Here is a 17882-nt window from a genome sequence, read left to right on the forward strand (position 1 = left end):
CTCGTGTCGTCCGTTCGTTCCTCCGACGAATCCCCTCCGACGCCACGGCGCACCGCCGCGCCGGAGCCCCGGTCCGAACTGGACGCCGCCCCGGTGCCGCTGCCGCCCGGCGAGGCCACGGGCGATCCCGCCTGGGCAGACGACGGCCCGGCCCCCGGTCACCACGACCCCCGGGAGCTGGCCAGCCAGTTCGAGGACGAGAAGCCCGGCCGGGTCCTCTCCGGACCGGTCGGCGCACTGTTCACCGGCGCCACGCTCGCCATCGCGCTGCTCACCCTCTGGCAGGTCTTCCTCCCGCTCCCCCAGGGCAGCAAGTACTACCTCATCATTTTCCTCGCCGGCGTGCTGCCGATGGTCTTTCTCGCGTACCCGTCGGAAATCCGGCTGCCCCGGCGGCGCGCCACCCGCGCACCGGCCGGCGACCCCGCGCCGGCCGGCGCGGCGTCCCGGCGGTCCGGGCCCACCCCGCTCGACTGGGCGCTCGCCGGCGCCGCGCTGCTGAGCTGCCTCTACCCCGTCCTGCCGGTGACCCTCGGCGCGGGCGGCGGCGGTTACGACGCGTTCCTCGACCGGCAGGGCCTGCTGGTGCCGCTGGACGTGGCGCTGGGCACCGTGCTGCTGCTCCTGCTGCTGGAGGCGTGCCGGCGCACCACCGGCTGGATCCTCCCGGCGGTCTGCCTGCTCTTCCTCGGCTACGGCTACTACGGCGGGCTGCTACCGCAGTCCTGGCCGGTGGCCCACGCGGGCCTCGACTTCGGGCAGCTCGTCGACGCCTTCTACAACTCCGACAGCGGCTTCTACGGCACCCCGCTGGACGTGGCCGCCTCGTACATCGTGCTGTTCACCATCTACGGCGCGGTGCTCGACCTCACCGGGGCCGGCCGGTTCTTCGTGGAACTCTCCGCCGCCGCGTTCCGCCGCTCCCGCACCGCCCCCGGGCGTACGGCGGTCGCCTCCGGCTTCCTGCTCGGCACCGTCTCCGGCTCCGGGGCGGCCACCACGGTCAGCATCGGGGCGGTCACCTGGCCCATCCTGCGCCGCGCCGGTTACCCGCCCGAACGGGCCGGCGGCATGCTGGCCGCGGCCGGCGTCGGGGCGATCCTCTCCCCGCCCACCCTCGGCGCCGCCGCGTTCATCATCGCCGAGTACCTGGGCGTGTCCTACCTGCGGGTGCTCGGCTGGGCCACCGTGCCGACCATCCTCTACTACCTCGGCATCCTGCTCTCCGTCGAGATCGACGCCCGGCGCTCGGGCGTGCGCCCGGTGGCCCTCGACACCGGCTCCGTCTGGCGGCTGCTCGGCCGCTCGGGCTACCACTTCCTCTCGCTCATCGCGATCATCGTGCTGCTCGCCACCGGCGCCTCGGCGACCCGGGCCGTGGTCCTGGCCACCGCGCTCGCCGCCGCGCTGTCCTTCCTGGACCGCCGGCACCGGCTCACCCCGGCGCGCCTGGTCGAGGCGCTCAGCGGCGGCGTGCGCGGGGTGCTCGCGGTCAGCGCGGTCTGCGCCGCCGCCGGCATCATCACCGCCACCACCACCAAGACCGGCCTCGGCCCGCAGGCCGCCGCGCTGCTGGTCAGCGGCGCGCAGGCGGTCAGCACCGAACCGGCCGTGGTGCTCGTGCTGACCGCACTGCTCGCCGGGGTCGCGCTCAGCCTCCTCGGCCTGGCGGTGCCGGTCACCGCGTCCTTCGTGATCGGCTGGGTGATCATCGGTCCGGCGCTGCTGCACCTCGGCGTCACCGCGCCCGCCGCCGCGATGTTCGTCTTCTACTTCGCGGTGCTGTCCGAGGTCTCCCCGCCGACCGCCCTCGCCGCCGTGGCCGCCGCCGCGGTGACCGGCGGCCGGCTGGTCCCGACCATGTGGCAGACCCTGCGGTACGCGCTGCCCGCGTACCTGATCCCGATCGCCTTCGTCATCACGCCGACCGGCCTCGGGCTGCTCGGCATCGGCGGGGCCGAGCGGATCACGGCCGCCGCCCTCGGGTCGGCGCTGAGCGTCGCCGTGCTCGCGGTGGCCGCCGGCGGCTGGCTGCCCGGCGTCGGCCCGGCCGGCGTACCGGAGCGGATCCTCGGCGCCCTCGCCGGGCTGGTCCTGCTCCGGCTCGAACCCGTACCCGTCGCCGTCGGCGTGCTGCTGGCCGCCGCGATGGTCGCGGGTGTGCTCCTACGACGGAGGGCCGCCGGCTCGGCCGGACGGTCCCCCGCAGTCCCATCCGCAAACCCTGGGGAGGAAATGCAATGAACCGGATCAACGCGCGGTTAGCCGCCGGCGCGGGGCTGCTGGCCCTGGTCGCGGCCGGCGCCACCGGCTGCGGTGGCCGCCAGGACACGGCGACGACCGACAGTTTCGGCGGCGAGGTCACCTGCAAGGTCACCAAGGACACCCGGGTCGGCATCGCCACCGGCAACGCCACCGGGGTCTACTACGTGGTCGGCAACGCGCTGGCCGGGCAGCTCTCCGGCGCCACCGACGGCAAGCTCACCGGCACGGCCGCCGAGACCGGCGCCTCCGTGCAGAACATCGAACAGCTCGTCGCCGGCCAGTACGACGTGGCCTTCTCGCTCTTCGACACGGCGGTCAACGCGGTACAGGGCAAGGGCAGCTTCACCTCCCCCCAGCCGGTGCAGGCGCTGGCCCGGATCTATGACAACTACACGCAGGTGGTCGTCCGGGCCGACGCCGGGATCACCTCGGTGGCCGACATGAAGGGCCACAAGATCTCCACCGGCTCGCCCAAGTCCGGCACCGAGGTCATCGCGAACCGGCTGCTCACCGCCGCCGGCCTCGACCCGGCCAAGGACATCCAGGCGCAGCGACTCGACCTCACCAAGACCGTCGACGGCATGAAGGACGGCAACATCGACGGCTTCTTCTGGTCCGGCGGGGTGCCCACCGGCGGGGTCACCGACCTCTTCACCACCGCCGGCGACAAGGTCAAGTTCCTCGACATCAGCCCGCTGCTGCCGAAGATGGCCGAGCTGAACTCCGCGTACCAGGCCGGCACCATCGGCCGGGACGTGTACCGCACGCCGGCCGACGTGCCGACCATCGTGGTGCCGAACGTGCTGCTGGTGCGGGAGAACCTCGACGCCGACGTGGCGTGCGCGATCACCCGCACGGTCTTCGAGAAGAAGGACGCCCTGGCCCAGGCCAACCCGGCCGCCAAGGGCATCGAGCTGAGCAACGCCCGCAAGACCGACCCGGTGAAGCTGCACCGCGGCGCGGACAAGGCGCTCAAGGACCTGGGCGCGAGCTGACCTGACGACGCCGGGCCCGGACCATCCGTCCGGGCCCGGACCCGACCCCGCCCCGGAGACCTCCGTGCCGCTGCCCAGCCCCGCCCGCGTACGTCGGCACCACCGGGCCGCCGACCGCACCGAGCACCTCTGGTCGGTCCGTACCCAACTGCTCGCGCCGATCCTGGTCGCCACCGTCGGCCTGGTGGTGCTCGGCGCCACCCAGACCGACGCCGCGCTCGCCGCCTCCGCCGACGCCGACCGGGCCCGCGTGCTCGCCGGCACCGCCACCGACACCGTGCGGCTGGTGCACGAACTGGAGCGGGAACTCGGCGAGACGGCCGCGCTGCGCCAGCGCGGCGGCACGTCCGGCCGTCCACTGGTGGACGCCCAGCGGCGGCGGGTCGACGCGGCCGTCGAACGCTACCGGTCGGCCAGCGGCGCGGCCCGCCGGGCCGCGCCCGACCTGAAGGCGGTGCTGAACGACGCGGACGGTCAGCTCGACCAGCTCAGCCCCACCCGCCAGCTCGCGCTCGGCGGCGACCGGGCCGACCCGTCGTACGGGGTGATGGTCGAGTCGCTGCTCGCCGTCGCCGATGCCCTGCCGGCGCAGCTGCGCGACGCGACGCTGGCCAACGGGGCCCGGCAGGTGGCCGCGGTGGCCGCCCAGGAGCACCTGGCGTCGCTGGAGCGGGACGTGTTGCGGGGCGTCTTCGTCCGGGGTGCGCTCGCCCCCGGCGAGCTGGCCGGGCTGGGCCGGCTGCGCGGCGCCCGGGAACAGCGCCAGGCCGAGTTCCTGCGGATCGCCACCGGCCCGGCGAACACCGCCTGGTACCGGTTGATGTCCGGCGGCGACGTGGAGACAGCGCGCCGGATGCGCGACGGGGTGCTGGCCACCGACGGCGGGCCCGCCGCGCTGGACACCGACGGCGACGCCTGGTACGTGGCGCAGAGCGGAACGATCCGTCGCTACAACCTGCTCGGCCGGGAACTCTCCGAGGACCTGGACCGGGACGCCGCCGCGCTGGCCCGGACCGCCCGGCAGCGGGCCCTGATCACCGCCGGGGCGACCAGCACGGTGGCGCTCGGTTCGCTGATCACCGCCGTGCTGCTGGCGGTACGCACCAGCCGCCGGCTGCGCCGGCTGCGGGTCGCCGCGCTCACCATGGCCAACCGGGAGCTGCCGGAACGGATCACCGCGATCGCGGCCGGCGAGGGCTCCTCCGGGGACGGCACGGCGACCCGGTTGACCGCCGGCATCCGGCGCGGCCGGGACGAGGTGGCCCAGGTGGCCGAGGCGTTCGACACGGTCAACCGGGCCGCGCTGCGGCTCGCCGGCGAGCAGGCCGAGCTGCGGCTCGACGTGACCCGGATGGCGGAGGCGCTGGCCCGGCGGATCCGTACCCTGATCACCCGCCAGCTGCGCCTGCTGGACGAGTTCGAACGCGAGGAGACCGATCCGGACGCCCTGGAACGCTTCTTCGCGCTGGACCACCTGGCCGCCCGGCTGCGCCGCAACGGCGAGAACCTGCTCGTGCTGGCCGGTGGCGAGCCGGGCCGCGGGCACGAGGGCGCCCTGCTGCTGGACGACGTGATCCGGGCCGCCGCGTCCGAGATCGAGGACTACCCGCGGGTGGAGGTGGACGTGCCGACCGCGGCGGTGCACGGCGCGGCGGTCGGCAACCTGGTGCACCTGCTGGCCGAGCTGCTGGAGAACGCCACCGTCTACTCGCCGCCGGATTCGCCGGTGCTGGTGGACGGCCGACGGACCGTGGACGGGCTCACCCTGCGCGTGCACGACCAGGGCATCGGCATCAGCGACAGCCGGCTGGCCACCATCAACGAGCGGCTCGCCGCGCCGGCCACCCTGTCCAGCGCGGCGGCCGGCAGCATGGGCCTGCACGTGGTGGCGCACCTGGCCGCCCGGCACGGCATCCGGGTGCAGTTGCACAACACCGGCACCGGCACGGTCGCCCAGGTGGAGGTGCCCGAGGCGGCGCTCACCCGGGTCGAGACGGTCAGCCGGCGGCCGGCGATGGAGGGGCGACCGGTGGCCGGCCGGAACGCGCCCTGGTTCCGGCCCCGGCCGGGCGGGCCGGCGGCCCGGCCGGTCGGCGGCGCCGCCCGGCGGGACCTGGTCGTCACGCCGACCGCCCTGCAGAACAGCCCGACCGTGGTCGTCCCGGTGGTCGGCGGCCCGCCGCCCACCGGCCGGGCCCGCGGCGTGGCCAGCGTCCGCCCGCCGGGCTTCGCGGTGCTGCCGCCCAGCGCCGCCCGGGTCCGGCCCGCCGACAGCGCACCGGCCGCAACGGCTTCGCCGGCGATGTCGACCACCGCCAGCGGCCTGCCCCGGCGGGCCCGGGGCGGCCAGTTGCCCGCACCGATGCCCGCCCCCGCGACGCCGCCCCGCCCGGAGGCGGACCTGCTCGACCCCGAGGTGGTACGCGCCCGCCTGTCCGCCCTCGCCGAGGGCGTGGCCAGCGCGATGCGCCGTGCCCCGCACCCCACACCCAACGGGAGAACCCCATGAGCTCATCCGTGACCGCCGGACTCGACTGGCTGCTGGCGAACTTCGCCGAGCAGGTGCCCGACGTGTCGCACGCCCTCGCGGTGTCCGAGGACGGCCTGCGCCTGGCCTCCTCCCCGGACCTCTCCCCCGACCAGGTGGACCAGCTCGCCGCGGTGATCAGCGGCCTGGCCAGCCTGACCGTCGGCGCCGCCCGGCTGATGTCGGCCGGCCGGGTACGCCAGCAGATCGTCGACATGGACGGCGGCGTGCTGCTGGTGATGGCGGTCGGCGAGCGGGCCCTGCTCGGTGTGCTCGCCGCCCCCGGCTGCGATCTGGGCCAGATCGGCTACGAGACGGCCACGCTGGTCCAGCGGGTGGCGGAGGCGCTGGAACCGGCGGTCCGCCGGTGACCCGCGGCGCCCGGCGGCTGCTGGCCGCGCTGCTGCCGGCCGTTCTGGTGGCCGGCTGCGGCACGGCGGAGCCCGGGCCGAAGGCCTGGCACGACGGGCGGATCTTCCTGGCCACCGGCAACACCACCGGCGTCTACTACCAGCTGGGCGGCGGCTACGCGGACGTGATCAGCCGGCACCTGCCCGGCTACGAGGCGCGGGCCGAGCCGACGGGCGCCTCGGTGGAGAACATCAACCGGCTGGCCAGCGGTGACATGGAGGTCGCGTTCAGCCTGGCCGACACCGCGGCCGACGCGGTCACCGGGCGGGGCGCCTTCGAGGGCCAGCCGCAGCCGGTCCGGGCGCTGGCCCGGATCTACAGCAACTACACCCACCTCATCGTCCGGGCCGACGGAAAGATCAACACCTTTGCGCAGCTGCGCGGCAAGCGGGTCTCGACCGGGTCGCCGAAGTCCGGCACGGACATCATCGCCGGCCGGTTGCTGACCGCGGCCGGCATCGACCCGGACCGGGACATCCGGCGGCTCACCCTGTCGCTGCCGGAGACGGTGAAGCAGATGCGCTCCGGCGGGGTGGACGCCATGTTCTTCTCCGGCGGCCTGCCCACCCCGGGCGTGAAGGACCTGCTGTCCAGCGCGCCGGGCACCTTCCGGCTGCTGCCGCTGGCGGAGCTGATCGAGCCGCTCGCCGTCCGGTACGGCTCGGTCTACACCACGTCGACGCTGCCCGGGGCCGTCTACGGCACGTCGGCGCCCACCCCGACCATCACCGTGTCGAACGTCATCCTGGTCAGCGCGGACATGCCGGACGATCTCGCGTACGACCTGACCCGGATGCTCTTCACCTATCAGGGCGAGCTGATCAAGGTGCACCCGGAGGCGGCGAACTTCACCCGGGACAGCGCGGCCGCCACCGACCCGATCCCGCTGCACCCGGGTGCCGCCCGGTACTACCGCGGCGGCTGAGCCGTCAGACGTCGGCGGGGGTGGTGGCGGCCCGGGCCGCGCCGACCAGGTGGTCGGTCTCGGCGGTCACCGCCTCGTCGTCGACCGGCGTGCCCGGGTCGTAGCGGACCGTCCAGGTCAGCCCGTCGACGCCGGGGACCCGCCGGGCCGCGATGCGGGCCGCCCCGCCGGGCACCGGCTGATGCGCCGTGTACGCCACCGAGCGGGTCACCCGGGCGCGTACCTGATGCGGCAGCTCGCCCGGGTCGAGCAGCAGGTACGTCTCGGCGGGGCCGTCGGCCACCACGAGGTAGCCGTCCCGCTCGGCGACCCGCTCGGCGGGGGTGACGGTCAGTTCCCGGCCGGACCAGACTGCCTTGAGCACGTCGTGCCAGCCGAGCCGGTGCCCCCGGCCGGGCAGCCAGAGCCCGAGGTTGCTGGCCACCACCACGCCGTCGCCCTCGCCGTTGCCGACCCCGGCCCAGGCGAGCACGCGCTCCTCGGCGGCCAGCGGCGGCCGGTCGGCGGGCGGAAGCTTCGGCTTGCGGTTGAACAGTCCCATCACAGCCCTCCGGCGGCCTGCTCGCGCAGGGCCCGCGCGTGCTGCTCCAGCGAGAGCAGTTCCCCGAAGAGCGCGAAGTACTCGTCCTTGTTGCTCACCGGGTTGATCCGCTGGATCTTCGACTTGAGGTCCTTGATCCGGCCGGTGACCGAGCCCCACTGGAGCCGGGCCATCGTGATCGAGACGTACCGGGGGTCGGGTTCGCCGTCGATGCGCAGCGGCTCGACGGCCAACTCGCCGACGAGGGCCTGCGCGGCCAGGTCGGCGCAGGCGTCCCGGACCTGCTCGATCCAGACCGCGCCGGCCGCGGCGGTCGCCGCCCCGCCGGCCGCCGCGATGGCCGCCCGGACCACCTGGTGCACCGGGTGCCGGTATTCGCGGGCCTCGACCGCGTCGAACATCGGGCCGGCCAGCACCGGCTCCTGGAGGGCGAGCTTCAACGCCTCCCGCTCCACCATCGACTGTGGGCTGTCCACGCTGGGGACGGCCGGGCCGGGGCGGGCCGGAGCGGACCCGCCGGCCCCGGCCGGCTGGCCGGATCCGGCGGCCAGCACGGCCCGCTGCACCGGCTCGATCTCCATGCCGAGGTCACCGGCGAGCTTGCGGACGTACTCGGGGCGCTTCTCCCGGTCCTTGATCTTCGCGACCAGGGGGGCGGCCCGGCGCATCGCCTCCACCCGGCCGTCGACCGTGTCCAGGTCGTACCGGTTGATCACGTGGCGCAGCGCGAAGTCGACCAGCGGCTCGCGGCGCGCGACCAGGTCCCGGACCGCCAGGTCGCCCTTGGCCAGGCGCAGCTCACACGGATCCATGCTGTCCGGACTGACCGCGATGAAGGTACGCCCGACGAAGCGCTGGTCGTCCTCGAAGGCACGCAGCGCCGCCTTCTGCCCGGCGGCGTCCCCGTCGAAGGTGAAGATGATCTCGCCGGCCACCGCGTCGGTGTCCATCAGCAGCCGGCGCAGCACCCCGATGTGGTCGGTGCCGAACGCGGTGCCGCAGGTGGCCACGGCGGTGCTCACGCCGGCCAGGTGGCAGGCCATCACGTCGGTGTAACCCTCGACCACGACCACCTTGCCCTGCTTGGCGATCTCCCGCTTGGCCAGGTCGATGCCGTAGAGGACGTGGGACTTCTTGTAGATCGGCGTCTCGGGGGTGTTCAGGTATTTCGGGCCGTCGTCGTCGGCGAAGAGCTTGCGGGCGCCGAAGCCGATCACGTCGCCGGTGAGGTCCCGGATCGGCCAGAGCAGCCGGCGGCGGAACCGGTCGATCAGGGTGCCCGAGCGGGACGGCCGGGACAGCCCGGCGGTGACCAACTCGTCGTGGCTGAAGCCCTGCTGGCGCAGGTGCTTGGTGAGCAGGTCCCAGGCGTCGGGGGCGAACCCGCAGCCGTAGCGCTCGGCGGCGGCCCGGTCGAAGCCCCGCTGGGCGAGGAACTCCCGGGCCGGCCGGGCGCCGGCGGTGCCGAGCTGGGCGCGGTAGAACTCGACCGCGGCGGCGTGCGCGGCCACCAGCCGCTGCCGCTGCCCCTGCTGCGGCCGGGGGCGGGCGGCCGACCGGTCGTCCTCGACGTATTGCAGTTGGAGGCCGGCCCGGGCGGCGAGCCGCTCGACGGACTCGACGAAGCTCAGGTGCTCGGCGTCCATCAGGAACTTGATCGCGTCCCCGCCGGCCCCGCAGCCGAAGCAGTACCAGACGTTACGGGCGGGCGAGACGTTGAAGGAGGGGCTCTTCTCGTCGTGGAACGGGCACAGCCCCTTGAGGTTGCCGCCGCCGGCCGACTTGAGGGTGACCACCTCGGAGATCACGTCGGCGATGGAGCTGCGCTCGCGGACCAGCGCGATGTCCTCGTCCCGGATCCGCCCCGCCATCTCCGCCACCTCCTCGGCGTACATCCTGCCCTGCCGGACCGACGATCCGGCGGCGGGGGCACGGCCGTGTGGCGGAGCCCGCCCCGGGCTGCTCAGGGTCGAGCCAGGGCAGTGCTCGCCGGCCCGGAGGGCAGGCGGGAGCCCCGGCCTGCGGCACCCGACCGCGGCATGTCGGGCCCTCCCCGGCGGCGGAGGCCCCGACATGCCGCCTCGCGTTCGACGGTCACGACGCCCGGTCGGCGCGGCCCGCTCCCGTCCCGATCCGGGGGAACGGCTCGATGGAGAAGACCACCTCGACCGGCACCTCGAAGTACCCGGCGATCCGCAGCGCCAGGTGCAGGCTGGGCCGGAACTCGCCGCGCTCCAGGTAGCCGACCGTCTGGTAGTGCACGCCCAGCGCGTCGGCGAGCTGCCGGCGCGAGATGCCCCGCTCGGCGCGCAGCACCGCGATCCGGTTGTGCACGGTCTCACTCATCGACGCCACTCACCCGACCCGCTGGATGGCCCGTTCCCGCCGGGCGGCCATCCGGGAACCGGACTCCCGGCGGGCCATCCGGCGCAGCACGACCGGGGCGAGGACGAGCCCGAGCACCGCCCAGGCGCCCAGCACCCCGACCGTTTCCAGGTGCCGCCACGAGCCGCCGAGCTCGACCGCGGCCAGGTCGTCCGGGAGCAGGGCCGAGCGCATGCCCAACCCGAGCCAGTAGATCGGGAAGACCTGGGCGATCGCCTGCAACCAGCCGGGGTAGCCGTTGATCGGGTAGAAGATGCCGGAGAGCGCGATGAGCCCCATCGTCGGCAGCATGACCAGCCCGAGGTTGCGCGGGTTCTCAATCAGGGAGCCGATGACCGCGCCGATGGGCAGGGTGGCGACCAGGCCGAGCAGCGCCACCGCGAGCAGGCCGAGCCAGGCGCCGGGGCGGGCCAGCTCCAGCCCGTCCAGGAAGAAGATCGCCGGCAGGAGCTGGAGGAGCATGCTCAGCATCGCCACCGTGGAGAGCAGGACGATCTTGCCGATCAGGTAGCCGAGCATGCCGTTCGGGGTGGCCTTGACCCGCAGCAGCGTGCCGTCCTCCCGCTCCACGACGAGCTGCGAGGCGAGCATCAGCATGCCGCCGAAGGCCAGCCCCATGCCGAGGGCGCTGGGCAGCGTACGGGCGCCGAGGGAGAAGGTGGTGCCGGGCACCGTGGACCCGCGCATGAAGAACATGGTGACCAGCAGCACCACCGTGGGGAAGAAGTAGTTCCACAGGTCCTGGCCGTTGGTGAAGGTGTTACGCAGCTCGATCAGGCCGCGTCGCAGTCCGGCCCGGACGGCCGCGGTGGTCGGGTTCATGCCTCGCTCCCCTGCTGCCAGACCCGGGCGGCCGCACCGGCCCGCGCCCCGGACTCCTGCTCGTAGACCAGCGCCATGTACGCGTCCTCCAGGCTGGCCCGGCGTACCTCCAGCTCCTGCACCTCGTCGCCGTGCTGGGTCAGCAGCTCGCGGACGAAGCCGGTGGCGTCGGCGGTGGCGTGCACGAACCGCTCCCCGCCCCGGGTCCAGCGGATCTCGGCGTCCCCGGCGACCCGGCGGGCCAGCTCGTCCGGCGAGCCGTCGGCGATGATCCGGCCGCCGGCCAGGATGAGGATCCGGTCGGCCAGCTTCTCCGCCTCGTCCAGGTCGTGCGTGGTGAGCAGGATGGTGGTCTCGTCCAGGTCGGCGAGGCGGTGCACCAGCTCGTGGAACTCCCGCCGGGCGGCCGGGTCGAAGCCGACCGTCGGCTCGTCCAGGAAGAGCAGCTCGGGGCGGCCCACGATGCCGACGGCCACGTCGAGCCGTCGGCGCTGGCCGCCGGAGAGCTGGTGCACCCGCTTGTCGGCGTGCGGGGTGAGCCCCACCGCGTCCAGCAGCTCGTCGACCGGCCAGGGGCGCGGGATCCGCTCGGTGGCGTAGGCCCGGTAGAAGATGCCGAGGTGGTCCAGCAGGTCGCGGACCTTCCACTTGCCGTGGTCGCGCCACGACTGGAGCACCACGCCGAGCCGGGCGCGCCACCGCTCGTCGCCCCGGCCGGGGTCGACGCCGAGGACGCTGACCTCCCCGGCGGAGCGCATCCGGAAGCCCTCCAGGATCTCGATCGTGGTGGTCTTGCCGGCCCCGTTGGGCCCGAGCAGGGCGAGCACCTCGCCGCGCCGGGCGGTGAAGTCGACACCGTGCAGCACATCCGTGCTGCCGTAGCGCATCCGTAGGTCCCGGACGTCGAGGACGAGGTCCTTGCCGGGTGGGTGCGGGGTCTCGGCGACGCCCGCCAGTTCGACCGCAGTCATACCGCAAAATGTAGCACCTCTACTACATCCCTTGGGGGCCGTGGCCGCGGCGTGACGCGCGGGGCGGGAACGAACGGCGGGGACGAGCGGGTGGTCAGGCGACCAGGGCGTCGGACTCCTCGGCCTCGACCTGGGCGTTCCAGTCGCGCTTGGTGGAGCGCCAGCCCTCGTCGTCCATGCCGCGGCGCCAGTAACCGGAGATGGAGAGCGCCTCGCGGGGCACGCCGCGCTCGATCCGCAGCAGCCGGCGCAGCTCCTTGACGACGCTCGCCTCGCCGTGCACGAACGCGTGCACCGCGCCGGGCGGGAAGTCCAGCGCCCGGACCGCCGCCACCAACGCCTGGCCGACCGGGTGGCCGGCCCGGTGCAGCCAGCGCAGCTCGACCGCGCCCGCGCTGGCCAGCGGCAGCTCGTCGGCCGGCCCGTCGACCTCGACGAACACCTTGGCCGGGGCGCCGGTGGGTAGCCGCTCCAGGGCCGCGGCGATCGCCGGTAGCGCGCTCTCGTCGCCGGCCAGCAGGTGCCAGTCGGCCGCCGGGTCGGGGGCGTACGCCCCGCCGGGCCCGGTGAAGAGCACCCGGTCGCCGGGGCGCAGCCCGGCCGCCCACGGGCCGGCCAGCCCTTCGTCGCCGTGGTACACCACGTCCACGGTCAGCTCGCCCGCAGCCGCGTCCCAGGCACGCACCGTGTACGCCCGCAGCCGCGGCCACTGCTCAGCCGGGAACTCCCGCTTGATGGCGGCCAGGTCGGTGGGGTGCGGGTAGCTCACCCCGGCCGGCGGGAAGACGAACTTCAGGTAGTGGTCGGTGTAGGCGCCCACCGGCAGGCCGGTCAGCTCCGCCCCGCCCAGCACGAGCCGGATCAGGTGCGGGGTGGGCCGCTCGGTCCGGACGACCGTGGCGGCGGTGACCTTCTTGGGGCGCTCAGTCATGCGTCTTAGGCTAACCTAAGTTCGCGCCGGTCCCCCAGCCCGCCGGTCCCCCGACCGCCGCTCCCCCGACCGCCGGCCGTCAACCGCCGACCCGACGCCGATCAGCGGACCAGGCGGTCGTGCCAGGCCACGGCGGCCGGGTCGGTGAGCGAGGCCACCTGGTCGATCACCACCCGCTGCCGCGCCGCGTCGTCGGGTGCCTCCCGCCACAGCGGGGCGAAGACCGGGTCGAGCGCGTCCGGGGCCCGGTCGAGCAGCACGGCGACCAGCTCGGCGAGGATCTCCCGCTGCCGGGCGTACCAGGGACCGGAGCCGGGACGGCGCATCACGTAGCGCAACGCGATGCCCTTGAGCAGCGCGCAGCGCGCCCGGGTCCGGCGCGGCACCACCAGGTCGGCGGCGTACCGGCGGTGCGGGCCGGTGCCGTGGCGCTCCTGCGTGGCGGCCACCACGCTCGACACGAACCGGCCGGTGAGCACGCTGGTGGTGTTCTTCAGCGCGGCCAGGGCCCGGTGGCTGCCGTCGTACGCGGCGAGCGGGGCGAGGGCCGGGTCGGCGAGCAGCTCGTCGAGCACCTCACCGAGGTCCTCCGGGGCCTCCCCGGAGTACGCGGCCGCCACGTCGGCGCAGAGCGCGCGCCGCTCGTCGGCGTCGGCCAGCAGCGGGCGCAGGCTGACGTACCCGCCGTGGATGCCGTCCTCGACGTCGTGCACCGAGTACGCCACGTCGTCGGCCCAGTCCATCACCTGCGCCTCGAGGCACCGCCGGTCACCGGGCGGGGCGCCGGCGCGCAGCCACTCGAAGACCGGACCGTCGTCGGCGTACACCCCGAACTTGCGCCGGCCGGGACGGCGCTGCCAGGGATATTTGCCGACCGCGTCGAGCGAGGCCCGGGTCAGGTTCAGCCCGGCGGAGCGACCGTCCGGGCCGAGCACCTTGGCCTCCAGCCGGGTCAGCACCCGCAGCGTCTGCGCGTTGCCCTCGAAGCCGCCGCAGCGGGCGGCGAGCTCGTCCAGCGCGTCCTCGCCGTTGTGCCCGAACGGCGGGTGCCCGAGGTCGTGCGCCAGGCCGGCGGTGTCCACCACGTCCGGGTCGCAACCCAGCCGGGCGCCCATCTCGCGGGCGATCTGCGCCACCTCGAGGGAGTGGGTCAGCCGGGTACGCAGGAAGTCGTCGGTGCCGGCGGTGTGCACCTGGGTCTTCGCGGCGAGCCGCCGGAACGCCGCCGAATGCAGCACCCGGGCCCGGTCCCGCTCGTACGGGGACCGCCCGTACCCGGTGTCCTTGGGCGCCTCGACGACCAGGCGCGCGGCGTCGTCAGCGCCCAACCGTCATCCCCCGCCGCCGACCGGCCGGCAGAACCGGCTCACTCCTCGCGCTCACCGGGCCAGACGCTGTTCGCGACTGCGGGGCTCGCAGAACCGGCTCACTCCTCGCGCTCACGCAAGACGCAGAACTCGTTGCCCTCGGGGTCGGCCAGCACCGTCCACCCGACACTGCCCTGGCCGATGTCGACGTGCCGGGCGCCCATGTCGACCAGCCGCTCCACCTCGGCCTCCTGGTCGGCCGGGCGCAGATCGATGTGCAGCCGGTTCTTGCCCTCCTTGGGCTGGGCGACCGGGACGAAGACGATGCCGGGCAGCGAATCGGGGGTGCGGCGGATCTCCACCTCGTCCGGCTTGTCGCTGATCACCTGGTAGCCGAGCGCCTCGGCCCACCAGTGGGCGAGCCGGGACGGATCCTGGGCGTCGACCGTCAGGTTCTCCCAGACGCTGCTCATGCGGCCACCTTCCTGATCGGCACGTGCGCGGTAGCTCAGGTTACGCCGGGCGGCCCGGAATGGCGCGCCCAGCAAGCCGGTGGACGCGACGCGGGGCCGCCGGCGGGTCGCCGGCGGCCCCGTACGCGGGCGGATCAGCGGGAGTCGGAACCGGTGGTGGTGATCGCCGCGCGACCGGCCTCCAGCCGGGCGACCGGCACCCGGAACGGTGAGCAGGAGACGTAGTCGAGCCCGACGGAGTGGAAGAAGTGCACCGAGTCGGGGTCGCCGCCGTGCTCGCCGCAGACCCCGAGCTTCAGCCCCGGTCGGGCTGCCCGGCCCTCCTCCGCGGCGATCCGGACCAGCCGACCGACGCCCTCGGTGTCGATCGACTCGAACGGCGAGATGCCGAAGATGCCCAGCTCCAGGTAGCGCCAGAAGAAGGCGCCCTCGACGTCGTCGCGGGAGAAGCCCCAACCCATCTGGGTGAGGTCGTTGGTGCCGAAGGAGAAGAACTGCGCCGCCTCGGCGATCTGGCCGGCGGTGAGCGCCGCCCGGGGCACCTCGATCATAGTGCCGATCAGCACCTCGACGCCGCTGTCCCCGACCACCTCAGCGATGATCTTCTCGGCCTCGGCGCGTACCGTCTCCAGCTCCTGGACCGCGCCCACCAGCGGCACCATGATCTCCGGGCAGGCCGTACCGCCGTCCCGGACGACCGTCACGGCGGCCTCGGCGATCGCCCGCACCTGCATGGCGAACAGGCCCGGGATGACCAGGCCGAGCCGGACGCCGCGCAGGCCCAGCATCGGGTTCTCCTCGTGCATCCGGCGCACGGCGGCGAGCAGCGCCTCCTCCTTGGCCACGTCCTCGCCGCGTTCCTGGGCGACCGCCACGTTGACCGCGAGCTGCTCCAGCGGGGGCAGGAACTCGTGCAGCGGCGGATCGATCAGCCGCACGGTGACCGGCAGGCCGTCCATCGCGCGGAAGATCTCGATGAAGTCGGCCCGCTGCAACGGCAGCAGCGCGGCCAGCGCGTCCTCCCGTTCCCGGTCGGTCGAGGCCAGGATCAGCCGCTCGACCAGCTCCCGGCGGTCACCGAGGAACATGTGCTCGGTGCGGCACAGGCCGATGCCCTCGGCCCCGAACCGCCGCGCCCGCGCCGCGTCCTCGCCGGTGTCGGCGTTCGTCCGGACCGCCAGCCGCCGCGTGGCGTCGGCGTGGGTCATGATCCGGTGTACGGACCGGACGAGCGCGTTGTCGACGTGCTCGGGGTCGAGGCTGCCCTCGAAGTACTGCACGACCTCCGACGGCATGACCGGCACCTCGCCGAGGTAGACCTTTCCGGTGGTGCCGTCGATCGAGACGATGTCGCCCTCGTTGACGGTCTGCCCGGCGACCGTGAACCGCTTCGCCGGCACGTTCACGTCGATCTCGTCCGCGCCGGAGACGCAGGTCTTGCCCATGCCGCGGGCCACCACGGCGGCGTGGCTGGTCTTGCCGCCCCGCGAGGTGAGGATGCCCTTCGCGGCGATCATGCCGTTGAGGTCGTCCGGGTTGGTCTCCCGGCGGACCAGGATCACCGGCTCGCCCTGCGCGGCCAGCTCGACGGCCCGGGCCGAGGTGAAGACCACCTTGCCGGAGGCGGCGCCGGGCGAGGCGCCGATGCCCTTGGCCACCGGCTGGAACTCGTGGTCGAGCTGGAAGCGCGGGAACATCAGCTGGGCGAGCTGAGCGCCGTTGACCCGGTGCAGCGCCTCGTCCAGGTCGATCAGGCCCTCGTCGACGAGCTGCCCGGCGATGACGAACGCGGCGGCCGCGGTGCGCTTGCCGACCCGGGTCTGGAGCATCCAGAGCTTGCCGCGCTCGATGGTGAACTCGATGTCGCAGAGATCCTTGTAGTGCTCCTCCAGCCGGGCCATGTAGCTGAGCAGCTCGTCGTAGGACTTCTTGTCGATCCGTTCCAGCTCCTGCAACGGCACGGTGTTGCGGATGCCGGCGACCACGTCCTCGCCCTGCGCGTTGGCCAGGTAGTCGCCGTAGATGCCCTGCGCGCCGCTGCCCGGGTCGCGGGTGAACGCCACCCCGGTGCCGGAGTCCGCGCCGAGGTTGCCGAAGACCATGGCCACCACGTTGACCGCGGTGCCCAGGTCGGCCGGGATGCGCTCCTGCCGGCGGTAGACCACCGCGCGCTCGGCGTTCCACGACTCGAAGACCGCGCGGATGGCCAGGTCGAGCTGCTCGCGTGGCTCCTGCGGAAACTCCCGGCCGGTGTGCTTGGCGAAGATCTTCTTGTACGCGTCGACCAACGCGCGCAGGTCGCCGGCGTCCAGGTCCAGGTCGTTCTGCGTACCCTTGGCGCGTTTGGCCTCGTCGAGGGCGTGCTCGAACTCCTCGCCCGGAACCTCGCAGACGGTCTTGCCGAACATCTGGATCAGGCGCCGGTAGGAGTCCCAGGCGAACCTGTCGTTCCCGCCGGCCCGCGCGCTCAGGCCGACCACGCTGCGGTCGTTGAGGCCGACGTTGAGGACGGTTTCCATCATGCCGGGCATGGAGAACTTGGCCCCGGAGCGGACGGAGACCAGCAGCGGATCGTCCGGGTCGCCGAGCTTGCGGCCCATCTCCCGCTCCAGCGACTCCAGGTGCGCCTCGATCTGCCCGGCCAGCCCGTCCGGCTCGCGACCGGTGGTCAGGTACGCCTTGCAGGCCTCGGTGGTGATCGTGAAGCCGGGCGGCACCGGCAGGCCGAGATTGGTCATCTCGGCCAGGTTGGCTCCCTTGCCGCCGAGCAGGTCCTTGAGATCCTTGTTGCCCTCGGCGAAGTCGTAGACGTACTTGTGCTCGACCGTTCCCTGCGCTGCCACCAGAGCCTCCCACGCGCGCCATTGACACTTAACGAAGGTTCAGTTCGGACATACCCCGAGACCAAGCACCGGTAATCCCGGCGTGGTCAGCGGTCGGTGGGCGAAGGCTAAGCGAAGTTCGAGGGGCCTGGGACCGTTCGGTGACAATCGGCACAAGCATCACGACTATCCGCGTCCGTACCGGTTTTTGGGAACGCTTCCACGCGCACGATTACGCAATTCCGGATCCCCTCGTACTCTTGACGGCACTGGTTCTGCTGAACCTGACCATTGCCATATCCCGCGCAAATACACCCGGGAGCCGTCGCCGTGCCGACCACCCCCACCGCCCCCACCGGGAGCGGTCCCGAGCCGCTCCCCGCCGCCCCCGTCGGCGGTGGTCCCGAGCCGCTCGCCGCCGCCCCCGTCGGCGGCGGTCCCGAGCCGCTCGACCGGCTCCCCGGCCGGCAGCCCAGCGCCGGCGAGCTGGCCCGCACCGCCGCCCGC

General features: G+C 73.8%; 14 protein-coding genes. 5 read left to right on the forward strand and 9 right to left on the reverse strand.

Going from position 1 to position 17882, the window contains the following annotated elements; all coding sequences use genetic code 11:
• Positions 1 to 78: 78 nt before the first annotated feature.
• The 5 genes from LQ51_RS30860 to LQ51_RS30880 all read left to right on the forward strand — a co-directional run bounded on the left by LQ51_RS30860 (position 79) and on the right by LQ51_RS30880 (position 7123).
• On the forward strand, positions 79 to 2244 hold the full coding sequence (locus tag LQ51_RS30860; protein WP_046571886.1) for a TRAP transporter permease: 2166 nt from the start codon (positions 79 to 81) through the stop codon (positions 2242 to 2244).
• The gene (locus LQ51_RS30865; protein ID WP_046571840.1) at positions 2241 to 3260 is read left to right on the forward strand and encodes a TAXI family TRAP transporter solute-binding subunit; all 1020 of its coding nucleotides are present in this window, start codon (positions 2241 to 2243) and stop codon (positions 3258 to 3260) included. The genes LQ51_RS30860 and LQ51_RS30865 overlap by 4 nt, the downstream gene beginning before the upstream one ends.
• A 64-nt stretch (positions 3261 to 3324) precedes the next feature.
• Entirely contained in the window at positions 3325 to 5769 is a 2445-nt protein-coding gene (locus LQ51_RS30870) for a sensor histidine kinase (protein ID WP_046571841.1), read from the forward strand.
• The gene (locus LQ51_RS30875) at positions 5766 to 6158 is read left to right on the forward strand and encodes a roadblock/LC7 domain-containing protein (RefSeq protein ID WP_046571842.1); all 393 of its coding nucleotides are present in this window, start codon (positions 5766 to 5768) and stop codon (positions 6156 to 6158) included. The genes LQ51_RS30870 and LQ51_RS30875 overlap by 4 nt, the downstream gene beginning before the upstream one ends.
• Positions 6155 to 7123: a TAXI family TRAP transporter solute-binding subunit gene (locus LQ51_RS30880; protein WP_046571844.1), complete on the forward strand. Its 969-nt coding sequence runs from the start codon at positions 6155 to 6157 to the stop codon at positions 7121 to 7123. Before LQ51_RS30875 ends, LQ51_RS30880 begins: the two co-directional genes overlap by 4 nt.
• A gap of 4 nt (positions 7124 to 7127) precedes the next feature.
• On the opposite strand, the gene LQ51_RS30885 is transcribed toward LQ51_RS30880, so the two are convergent.
• The 9 genes from LQ51_RS30885 to ppdK form a co-directional block, all read right to left on the reverse strand.
• A complete protein-coding gene (locus LQ51_RS30885) occupies positions 7128 to 7664 on the reverse strand; it encodes a hypothetical protein (RefSeq protein WP_046571845.1) in 537 nt (178 codons plus the stop codon).
• On the reverse strand, positions 7664 to 9559 hold the full coding sequence (gene dnaG / locus LQ51_RS30890; protein WP_046571846.1) for a DNA primase: 1896 nt from the start codon (positions 9557 to 9559) through the stop codon (positions 7664 to 7666). Before dnaG ends, LQ51_RS30885 begins: the two co-directional genes overlap by 1 nt.
• Before the next feature lie 199 nt (positions 9560 to 9758).
• On the reverse strand, positions 9759 to 10010 hold the full coding sequence (locus tag LQ51_RS30895) for a helix-turn-helix transcriptional regulator (protein ID WP_046571888.1): 252 nt from the start codon (positions 10008 to 10010) through the stop codon (positions 9759 to 9761).
• Between the two features lie 9 nt (positions 10011 to 10019).
• Positions 10020 to 10871 (reverse strand): ABC transporter permease, encoded by an 852-nt coding sequence (locus LQ51_RS30900; protein WP_046571847.1) that lies wholly within the window; start codon positions 10869 to 10871, stop codon positions 10020 to 10022.
• Positions 10868 to 11842, reverse strand: coding sequence for an ABC transporter ATP-binding protein (locus LQ51_RS30905; RefSeq protein WP_046571848.1), 975 nt, complete (start codon positions 11840 to 11842; stop codon positions 10868 to 10870). The genes LQ51_RS30900 and LQ51_RS30905 overlap by 4 nt, the downstream gene beginning before the upstream one ends.
• Before the next feature lie 94 nt (positions 11843 to 11936).
• Entirely contained in the window at positions 11937 to 12773 is an 837-nt protein-coding gene (locus tag LQ51_RS30910) for a siderophore-interacting protein (protein WP_046571850.1), read from the reverse strand.
• 101 nt (positions 12774 to 12874) lie between these two features.
• Positions 12875 to 14101 carry a deoxyguanosinetriphosphate triphosphohydrolase gene (locus LQ51_RS30915; protein WP_046571851.1) on the reverse strand — a complete coding sequence of 409 codons (1227 nt, stop codon included), beginning with the start codon at positions 14099 to 14101 and terminating at the stop codon, positions 12875 to 12877.
• 98 nt (positions 14102 to 14199) lie between these two features.
• Positions 14200 to 14553, reverse strand: coding sequence for a VOC family protein (locus tag LQ51_RS30920; protein ID WP_046571852.1), 354 nt, complete (start codon positions 14551 to 14553; stop codon positions 14200 to 14202).
• Positions 14554 to 14687: 134 nt separating this feature from the next.
• The gene (ppdK, locus tag LQ51_RS30925; protein WP_046571854.1) at positions 14688 to 17396 is read right to left on the reverse strand and encodes a pyruvate, phosphate dikinase; all 2709 of its coding nucleotides are present in this window, start codon (positions 17394 to 17396) and stop codon (positions 14688 to 14690) included.
• Between the last annotated feature and the right edge of the window lie 486 nt (positions 17397 to 17882).

The sequence above is a fragment of the Micromonospora sp. HK10 genome (assembly GCF_000982955.1).
Taxonomy (GTDB): domain Bacteria; phylum Actinomycetota; class Actinomycetes; order Mycobacteriales; family Micromonosporaceae; genus Micromonospora.

Coding starts and splice junctions, on each gene's coding strand:
- LQ51_RS30865 (WP_046571840.1), top strand. CDS start 2,241: ATGAACCGGATCAACGCGCGGTTAGCCGCCGGCGCGGGGCTGCTGGCC.
- LQ51_RS30900 (WP_046571847.1), bottom strand. CDS start 10,871: ATGAACCCGACCACCGCGGCCGTCCGGGCCGGACTGCGACGCGGCCTG.
- dnaG (WP_046571846.1), bottom strand. CDS start 9,559: ATGTACGCCGAGGAGGTGGCGGAGATGGCGGGGCGGATCCGGGACGAG.
- LQ51_RS30910 (WP_046571850.1), bottom strand. CDS start 12,773: ATGACTGAGCGCCCCAAGAAGGTCACCGCCGCCACGGTCGTCCGGACC.
- LQ51_RS30920 (WP_046571852.1), bottom strand. CDS start 14,553: ATGAGCAGCGTCTGGGAGAACCTGACGGTCGACGCCCAGGATCCGTCC.
- LQ51_RS30875 (WP_046571842.1), top strand. CDS start 5,766: ATGAGCTCATCCGTGACCGCCGGACTCGACTGGCTGCTGGCGAACTTC.
- LQ51_RS30885 (WP_046571845.1), bottom strand. CDS start 7,664: ATGGGACTGTTCAACCGCAAGCCGAAGCTTCCGCCCGCCGACCGGCCG.
- LQ51_RS30905 (WP_046571848.1), bottom strand. CDS start 11,842: ATGACTGCGGTCGAACTGGCGGGCGTCGCCGAGACCCCGCACCCACCC.
- LQ51_RS30895 (WP_046571888.1), bottom strand. CDS start 10,010: ATGAGTGAGACCGTGCACAACCGGATCGCGGTGCTGCGCGCCGAGCGG.